Here is an 8,894-nt window from a genome sequence, read left to right on the forward strand (position 1 = left end):
TTGATAACATGGGGTTGTAGGAACATAGGAAATTAGTCGATGAGTCATTTCACTACAGTAGCGGTTACACTTCTGTTTTTCGCCGCTGTCACTGTCTCCGCCTCCGATCTTGCCCTTGACCTTGGCGATCACCTCTTTGCGTTGGGAGACTATGACGCAGCAATTACGGAATACAAGCGGTTCCTATTTTTCGATGCCGACCATCCGCAGGCGGGTGAGGTGCAGTTCAAAATCGGCTTGGCATACCGCGCTCAGGAATGGTGGACAGAAGCGGTTGAAGCGATGATTGCGGCTGTCCAATTGACAACGGAAACCGAATTGCAGGCGGAAAGGCGAGTTGAGCTCGCTGTGACACTGATTGCCAGTGGTGCCTACGACTTCGCGCTGGTCAGTCGATCGGATCGGTTGCGTCAACGCGCCCGTTTCTTACGGGGAGTGGCTTATCTGTATCAGTTCAAGTGGGAACAGGCGCAATCGGTGTTTCACGCGTATTTCGATGAAATTCCCAGTGCAGCGGGAGCTGCTGCTGAGATTGACAGACTCTTTTTAGATGCTCACTATCGGTCACAGAAATCAGAGAAGGTGGCGCGGCTGCTCTCTACCTTTTTGCCGGGGCTAGGACAGACTTACGCTGGGAACTGGAAAAATGGGTTGAATGCCCTGCTTCTCAATGGAGTGCTCGGTTACGTTACCCTTGACGCTGCAATCGAGCGGGATTATGACGATGCGCTCCTTTCGTTTTTCTTTTTATCTTATCGCTATTATATGGGGAACCGTTATCGCGCAGCGGAGGCGGCACAGACGTTCAACGATCGGGAAAACCGTCGGCATGTTGACAGGATTTTGCAAGCTCTATCAACCCAATTCGCTGAAGGTAAGCGTGGGGAATAAAGCGAAGTACTTGAGGCCTGAATCTTGCATCTTGTATCCAGATTAAGATAGGAAGATTACACAGTTTATCATGCTCATAGATTCGCACGCCCACATTCAATTAGATAGATTTGATGCAGATCGGGAAGTTGTTTTAGAACGGGCGCAAGAAGCTGGGGTGCACGCAATTTTAGTTATTGGGTTTGATATAGAGACTAGCCGTGGGGCGATTGCACTCGCGGAGAAACATGACCAAGTCTATGCAACTGTTGGCATGCATCCACATGATGCGAAGGATTTGCATGACGAGACTATACACATCTTTCGTGACCTTGCTGCCCATCCGAGGGTATTAGCACTCGGTGAGATGGGTTTGGATTACTATCGTGACTTCTCGCCTCGTCCGATTCAGAAAGCGGCGTTTGAACGTCAGCTAGATCTGGCGGAGGAATTGGACCTCCCGATTGTCATCCACAACCGTGAAGCCTACCACGACATCCTCCCAATTTTGCAAGCACGCCGCGGCAGGGTGCGTGGTGTAATGCACTGTTTTTCGGCTGATGTTGAAATTATGCGCCAGAGTCTCGCGCTCGGATTTCACATCGGCATCGGTGGTCCGGTGACTTATCGCAAGTCAGACGCTTTGCAGGAGGTCGCGCAAAAAGTCCCTGCGGACGCCTTACTGGTGGAAACGGATTGTCCGTGGCTAGCGCCACAATTTCGACGTGGGAAGCGTAACGAGCCGGCTTATGTTCGCGCTACAGCGGAGAAGAAAGAAATTGGTGAGATAACGACACAAAATTTTGAAGGGTTGTTTATCACGTCATGAGTTCAACTTAACGTACGATATGGGTTTCTCGAAACGTAGGCATTAGTGTAGATTTGATTCAGATCAGATGTTTTAGAGGAGAATTATTAAGTGAAAATTACAAAGGTCGAGACATTTTTAGTTAAACCCCGTTGGCTCTTTTTGAAGATTCACACCGATGAGGGGTTGGTGGGGCTTGGTGAACCAATCCTCGAAGGACGCGCCAAGACCTGTGCACAAGCTGTTGATGAGCTGGCGCCCTATCTGATTGGGAAAGATCCACGGCGTGTTGTCCATCATTGGCAGGCAATGTATCGCCACGCATTCTACCGTGGAGGTCCCATCATGACAAGCGCATTGAGTGGCGTAGATCAAGCGCTCTGGGATCTTGCTGGGAAATCACTTGGTGTTCCTGTCTACCAGTTGTTGGGTGGTCCCACACGCGATCGCATCCGTTTGTACAAAGGTGGCGGTGATCCTGAGACGATCAAAGAGTGGGTCGATAAAGGGTTCACAGCATTTAAGACAGGTGTTTCTGGCGGGAGGCCCGCCCGGCTAATTGAATCGAAGGGATTTGTTGCCGAATTGCGCGAAGCCGCTGGGCCTGATGTCGATATTGGAATTGACTTCCACGGTGCAATCAGTCCGCAGACAGCAAAACTACTGATTCGTGCGTTAGAACCTTACCAGCCGATGTTTGTCGAGGAACCGTGTCAATGTCAGAATGTAGATGTGATGGCGGAAATTGCGCGTGGCACACATTTGCCGATTGCTACTGGAGAACGGATTTTCACTAAGTGGGGCTTCCGTGAAATATTGGAGAAGGGTGCTGCTTCTATTCTGCAACCGGATCTGTGCCATGCGGGTGGAATCAGTGAAGTCCGACTCATTGCGGGCATGGCGGAGGCATACTACGCTGGTCTGGCGCCTCACAATCCGTTGGGCCCGATTTCACTTGCGGCGTGCATTCAGCTGGATGCGTCGATTCCCAACTTCCTCGCGCAGGAGCATACGACGTTAGGGGAGGGTTACCTCAAGAACCCATTTGTTTTCAAGGACGGCTTCGTGGAGTTACCGACCGGTCCCGGTTTGGGGATTGAACTTGATGAGGATGCGATGGAGGATAAGATCGACCATGACTGGCAGAACGGTCAGACTTATGATCCAGATGATGGGTCGGTGATCGACTGGTAGTTTGCGCGTTTGGTCATTGGTTCATTAGTACATTGATTCATTGAATGAAGTTCTGAACTCTTGGACGCTAACCGATGGGGAAACAACATCCTCATCAATTCGCGCCAAGGGTTAATGCGAGAAGTTGAATAAAACTAAGGAGGCGTGCAATGTTAACAGCGGAGCAGGAATCGTATTTCGACACTTTTGGTTTTCTCTTTATGCGGCGTTACTTCTCATCGGAGGAGATGAGCGAGATTACTTATGAATTCGACAAGGTACTAACGGAAGAGAGCGGTGGCAAGCCCTTTACCGGGGAGGAACAGCATACGACAACCATCGTTGAGCAAAATTCCTTTTTCACACAACTTGTCGAGGCTGATCGCATCTACAAGATCATTGGACAGTTGATGCCGGGTGAGTTCATCTGGTCTGGCTCTGAAGGCAACCTTACCGCCCATAGCGAGCACCGATGGCATGCGGATCGGCAAGGTGTGGCGGAGGTTGATTACCTGCGGATTAAGGTGATGATCTATCTCGATCCAGTGACGAAGGAACGGGGTTGCCTACGCGTTATCCCGGGTTCACACCGGCTGCCCCTCCACATGGATCTTGAGCCGCTGATCGCCCAGAAACCGGATTCGAGCCCAACGACCTTCGGAGTTTCCGGATCAGAATTACCGTGCTTTCCTCTCGAAGCGCAGCCCGGCGATGTCGTGTTCTTCAATCACTGTCTGTGGCACGGGATGTTTGGTGGTTGGTCGGGTCGTCGCTATATCGCTCTGAAATTTGCCGCCAAACCGACAACTGAGGCACACATGGCTTCTTTACGGCGTTGGTCGCCCTATGCCCTGAAGCCCAATGCGGCGTTTGTGAATAGTGATCGACCGCGAATTCAGAGCATGATGAAAGGCGTTCCGGGAATTGGATCGGGTGGTTAATTGTGGGGATTGATATGCCCTAGTTTAACGGTGGGTACGGTCACCGCAAGGGTCGGTTGAAAATCTATTGCAAATATTCTGATTATATCTCTGCCTGCTTCGGATCGCGGATGAAAAGCGCAGTCAAGATGGTCGCGAGTGTAGCGACGATAAGAACGAAGATCCATGGATAGGTTGGGTTTTGGGCGTAGAGGTAGCCTCCCGCAAGGGATGCTATCATCAAGGGCAGGGTGATGAGAAAACCGGTACCAGGACCACCAGTTCCGCCCCCTGCGGCACCAATCATGACTCCACCTTGTCCCAACGCTGCCATCACCTGTCCCCGAATCTTTCGTGGCGCGATGTCTGCCACTAGCGCAGTGCACGCAGGGAGAGTAATGGCAGATGCCACTGCAATCACTAACCGTATCAGAAGAACAGCGGTGAAACCTTTCGCAAGGATGAACAGTGGTACTGCTACCGTTGAAAGGAGCAAGGCTACCAACAGTGAGGTCGTCCTGCCCCAACGGTCAACGCCAACTCCTGCTGGGATGAGTATCAAAAGTCGCAATGCTGTCTCACAAAGCAAGATCAGTCCCCACTGCGATGAAGATAAGCCAATTTGCTCTATAGCGTAGACCACCCAGAAGGGACTCGCCACTCCATTGGCCATAAAACTGAGGATAATGACGCCGGCTAATGCCTTCAGAGAGGCGGGTAAATCCCGCAACAATGTGGGCATTCCACCATACGATTCGGTAAGCAGCTTTGGGAAGGAAGAAACCGTCAGGCGGGTATGGCGCTTCGATCTCGATTCTTTGAGGAAGCGGACATGTATAACAGCGGAAGCGAAGTACAATACCAGCATCGCCCCATACAGCGTCCGGACACCAGTATTTGGACCAGAGGACTCTACAACGAGACCAGCGATGTAAGGCGCGAAGATGGAAAGACCGCTCGAAATGACGTCCATCGTCGCGATGCCTCTGCCACGGTCTTCTGGGGACAATGAGTCGGCAATCAGCGCGGACCGGGGTGGAAATCCCAAAACCACCAAACCGCTCATCAGTGAAGCGATGGCAACCACTTCCCATCTAAACGCAAGGACATATATTAGAAGGAAGGCGACGGAGAGATAGTTACTCAGCACGATGAGTTTAACTCGACTGGCGCGATCGGACAGAAAGCCGGCGATGGGAAATACAATCAACCCAGCCAGTGGTCTGAGAAAGTTTACCCAACCGATAGTTCTGGCATCCCCACCGAGAGCCAGAACATACAGTGATGCGTAAGGAAAAACCATCGCACGGGCAAAGTTGCCCAGCAGCCCAGTGATAGAAAAGATCATGATGTTGCCAGACATCAACCTTTTGGCATTGCCGATAACGCTTTTGTTGAGCATAACGCGCCGCCTTATTTAATTGAGACTTGATTATGGATGTGGTAAGATAGGGACGTAGTTGAGTTCATAATACTCACAAGGATAACAGCCCCAATAAAACGTCAAGGCAGCCGGTGAAGCACCAAAGGTCCAGACCGATTCTATTGGGGGCAGCTCAGATCGGATAAGTGCGGTGGGTTTCGATGAAGCAGAGTCGGCCCTCGCGTGCCATAGCTCTGCTGTTAGCTGGTTCCGCTTTTGTTGCCAACACTGTTAGAAAGGATTGATAGTACTGCTCGATTTTACGCGTCAGTGTAGTAGCGTGTCACTTCTATTTTTCAATTTCTTTTTCGTGTGTATGTGGTCCTATCCTTTCTCAAGCGTAACAACCTCGGGTAATGGCATATAGTTCTGTTTTTCAAGGAGTGTGATCAGTTCCTGAGATTGCCGACGGGATACCACGAAATCTGTTGGGGAAATCTCGCCGAGAATATATTTCTGAATCTGTTTGGAGGTTCTGATTTCTTGGGCGATATGTGCATTTTTGCAGCGTAGCAGCATCACATCCATTAAATAGATTTGACCATACCGTTCCGCCCAATCTCTGATTGATACCTCAACGTTTTGTGGAATGCCCGTTTTGGAATAGGCTTCCAAAAATACCAAGATTTCGTCAAGGGAGAAGCCCGAACGCAAACCTTTGTAGATTGATTCGGCGGAGAGTTTATAGGTGGACATCTGATCTGCTTGATGGAGTTCTGCAATATGATTGAGTTTCCAGCGGAGTTCGGGTGCTAGATAACTTGAGGCAAGCACCTCGTGATTGGGTTGAACAATAAACGATGACTCAAACTCGTAACTCTCAATCGGCTCCCCATAGAAAAGGCGGCGTCCAATATCTGTCACTTGAATCGCAACATCATCCCCCAAATGAGCAAATGTAATCCCACCCATATAGGTTAAATAGTTAACCAAGGAACGTTCAAGTTGGGAATAAAGCGTTTGCATCCAAGTGGCGCTCACCGCGAATTTAGAGATCTGCTCTTGGATCGAGGAAAGCAGGACCCACTGTTCTGGGGCGAGAATACGCGCAATGGATTGTGCAATTGACACTGATGGGTCTTTCGATACGCCGTGTCCCAGCCAATAGGTGTATATGTCCAAGAGTTTGTCTGGATCGGTTTTTTGGATCCATTCCTTACCGGCTTCACTGCATACTAGGTCAGAATCCTGTCGACGAATTAGCTTTTGGTGCCGGCAAAAATGAAAGATCAAAGCTAAACGATCCGGATTTTCCACCGCTGGATTGATTCGGTCGTAGACTTTTGGTGTGTCGTCCGGTACTTCAAAGCGTTTGAGCAGCTGTTTCTGTGTGTGCTTGTAGATGCTGCCTTGTTGGGTCTGCCGTATTCCATATTGGGAAGCAAAGCAGAGGAAGGTAAAAGTATCTCGGACCAGTGCAAAACCGTCATTGCGAACATTCTTGGGCGTTTCTTTGGGGTGCCTAAGGGTAGCGCTCATATCGTTCGCGAAAATTTCTTGTAGTAACAAACGCAGGTCAGTTGGGACGATATAGTGATATTGCATGCCGCTTGCTGCGAATGTGAAGATAAATCCTGATTCGGCGAGCGTATGCAGAATCTCGGTGCCTCTGCTAGACCAACCGCGGCTCATTTGATTGACCTTCCGATTGAACAGATGGAATGGAACCCCCATTTCCCCACAGGAGAAGGCAAGGATCATCAGCAATAAACGCTCGTAGGAGTTGAGGCGTGCCACGGAGTCTTTCAAGGACGATGAATTAAGAAATCTCTCAACAATTTGATGGCGCAGCTGTGATGCAGGAAGTCGATCCGTTAATCCTATCCGGCGGGCGACTCGTTGACAATACGCTTTGGAGGCGTTCTTAAGGAGATCTCTGTAATTCATTGTGTGCTCAAATGCTCCTGATCGGAAATTGGGTGAAGAATAAATTATAGCATATCAACATAACAAAACAAGCCTTATTTTTGGTTTTTGATCCGTGAGGAAAAAGGCTGAGAAATAGACTACAAACAGTGAAGATACCGGATGAGTTCAATATCGGGTTTGTTGTTTCGCGCTATATGTTGCATACATGGAGGGAATCGATGAAATTACCTAATCAGCACCTTTGGAAATGGCGAATTGCGTTGATAACATTGGTAGCTTGGATCTGCCTTGATGGCGTGGAAGTGATCACACAAGCAGAGGTCCGACCTCCCCGCCGAAGAAGAGGCGTGATGATCAGTCCGGAGGCCTTAAAGAAAAAGGAAGAACCAACGGTTGATATTGGGAAAAGCCTCGTGGAAATTGCACAACGCGCAAGCCGTCAAAGCAAGATCCAGATGGTTGACTTGGTGTTTGTTATTGATGGAAGCTCGGAGATGAGGGGACCAGGTGAGATAGTTGAAGCACGGCTGGTTGATATGGCAAGTGCCTTTGAAGAATCGGTGGTTGATTATCAGTTTGGGCTTATTTGGTTTCAAAATGCTGGCAAAACATCAGAGATCACGGTTAAACGGTTGCAGCGTGGGTTGGCTGAGATTGAAGAAAGCTTTAGCACGGTGCCGCCGCCGAGATTTAAGGGCAAGGCTACCGGACACGGACTTGACGCAATGATGGAAGGACTTGACACTTTGCATTTCCGACCGGATGCCGACAAGCACCTCGTTGTTGTGACAAATTCAAAACTGAAAACGTCTTGGGGGCTAGGTGACCAAAAAAATCAGGTTATCGGGAAGATCCTGGATCGGTGTAAGCAAGACAAGATTCGGATTAACATCATCGGAATCAGCGAAGAGGTACAGGTACAATTAACCGACTACACCGGCGGCAAATGGTACGCAATCGACAAATATCAACGTAAGGTTGGCCAAGCACCTATGATAGATAAGTCTATACTCAAAATTGATGGGATTTTCAGACGTGTTGCTCAACATATCGTTGCAACGATAGAGCAACCAGTTGATTTGGTGTTTGTTTATGACTCTAGCTTAAGTATGGATGATAAGGTAGATGAAATCTGTACAGCACTGGATGTATTGATCGGGGTTCTGGATAGCGAGGGTCTAGATTATCGACTTGGCATCATCCGGTTCTGGGCACAGTCGGGTGGCGGCGAAAGTTCAATTACAACAACACGACCGCCGTTAAGTGCTGAGCAGGTCGAAAAACTATTTCGGAGACCTAGGCGTGGCGATGAACATCTGTTGGACGCAATTATGGAGGGTGTACCCAAACTCCGAACGCCTGACAATCGAAAACTCGTACTTTTTGTCGTTACTGATGAACCCTCTACTAGTGGGCCAGACACAGGATATACATTTACAAAGGCGATCGAAGTCTGCCACCAGGCTGGCGCGCAAGTCAACGTCGTCGGGGGCCTTACGCGGGTAGGTGGGCATTCACTTTCTGTGGACAGTGGTTATGGAGTTACTAAAGAATTCCAGCGACGTGCTCCTGAAGCCACTAAGGGGCAGCATTACATCATGCCACGTACCGAGGTACTATTTCAGAGTCGCCTCATCAGGTAAGTAGTTAGACGTGACAAAGAAAGGAGATATCATGATAGACGGGGAATTGGCTTTCGCATCAGCGACCGATCTCTTGGATCTGATCTCAACAAAACAGATTTCCCCGATAGAACTGACCGAACTGTACTTTGATCGTATTGATAAACTTGATTCACAGCTAAACGCATTCCTACTGTTGACCCACGATG

Annotated in this window: 7 protein-coding genes; 5 read left to right on the top strand and 2 right to left on the bottom strand. The window is 49.3% G+C overall.

Features of this window, described 5'->3' with window-relative positions; translation table 11 throughout:
* Positions 1 to 39 precede the first annotated feature (39 nt).
* The 4 genes from J4G02_00715 (at position 40) to J4G02_00730 (ending at position 3,792) form a co-directional block, all read left to right on the top strand.
* Entirely contained in the window at positions 40 to 891 is an 852-nt protein-coding gene (locus tag J4G02_00715; GenBank protein MCE2393117.1) for a hypothetical protein, read from the top strand.
* Between the two features lie 70 nt (positions 892 to 961).
* A complete protein-coding gene (locus J4G02_00720) occupies positions 962 to 1,699 on the top strand; it encodes a TatD family hydrolase (GenBank protein ID MCE2393118.1) in 738 nt (245 codons plus the stop codon).
* Positions 1,700 to 1,789: 90 nt separating this feature from the next.
* Positions 1,790 to 2,872: a galactonate dehydratase gene (gene dgoD / locus J4G02_00725; GenBank protein ID MCE2393119.1), complete on the top strand. Its 1,083-nt coding sequence runs from the start codon at positions 1,790 to 1,792 to the stop codon at positions 2,870 to 2,872.
* 149 nt (positions 2,873 to 3,021) lie between these two features.
* A complete protein-coding gene (locus J4G02_00730; protein ID MCE2393120.1) occupies positions 3,022 to 3,792 on the top strand; it encodes a phytanoyl-CoA dioxygenase family protein in 771 nt (256 codons plus the stop codon).
* Between the two features lie 82 nt (positions 3,793 to 3,874).
* Here J4G02_00730 and J4G02_00735 read toward each other — a convergent pair whose 3' ends face one another.
* Together J4G02_00735 and J4G02_00740 are read right to left on the bottom strand one after the other, a co-directional pair.
* Positions 3,875 to 5,173, bottom strand: a complete 1,299-nt coding sequence (locus tag J4G02_00735; GenBank protein MCE2393121.1) for an MFS transporter — start codon at positions 5,171 to 5,173, stop codon at positions 3,875 to 3,877.
* Positions 5,174 to 5,518: 345 nt separating this feature from the next.
* Complete coding sequence (locus J4G02_00740; GenBank protein MCE2393122.1) at positions 5,519 to 7,081, bottom strand: helicase-associated domain-containing protein; 1,563 nt, start codon at positions 7,079 to 7,081, stop codon at positions 5,519 to 5,521.
* Between the two features lie 200 nt (positions 7,082 to 7,281).
* Between J4G02_00740 and J4G02_00745 the strand changes: the two genes are divergently transcribed.
* Entirely contained in the window at positions 7,282 to 8,706 is a 1,425-nt protein-coding gene (locus tag J4G02_00745; GenBank protein MCE2393123.1) for a VWA domain-containing protein, read from the top strand.
* The last annotated feature ends 188 nt before the right edge of the window (positions 8,707 to 8,894 follow it).

The sequence above is a fragment of the Candidatus Poribacteria bacterium genome (assembly GCA_021295755.1).
Lineage (GTDB): Bacteria > Poribacteria > WGA-4E > WGA-4E > PCPOR2b > PCPOR2b.

What these genes read in the sequence shown, in the direction of transcription:
- J4G02_00715 (MCE2393117.1), top strand. Translation starts at nt 40, where the DNA reads ATGAGTCATTTCACTACAGTAGCGGTTACACTTCTGTTTTTCGCCGCT.
- J4G02_00720 (MCE2393118.1), top strand. Translation starts at nt 962, where the DNA reads ATGCTCATAGATTCGCACGCCCACATTCAATTAGATAGATTTGATGCA.
- J4G02_00730 (MCE2393120.1), top strand. Translation starts at nt 3,022, where the DNA reads ATGTTAACAGCGGAGCAGGAATCGTATTTCGACACTTTTGGTTTTCTC.
- J4G02_00735 (MCE2393121.1), bottom strand. Translation starts at nt 5,173, where the DNA reads ATGCTCAACAAAAGCGTTATCGGCAATGCCAAAAGGTTGATGTCTGGC.
- J4G02_00740 (MCE2393122.1), bottom strand. Translation starts at nt 7,081, where the DNA reads ATGAATTACAGAGATCTCCTTAAGAACGCCTCCAAAGCGTATTGTCAA.
- J4G02_00745 (MCE2393123.1), top strand. Translation starts at nt 7,282, where the DNA reads ATGAAATTACCTAATCAGCACCTTTGGAAATGGCGAATTGCGTTGATA.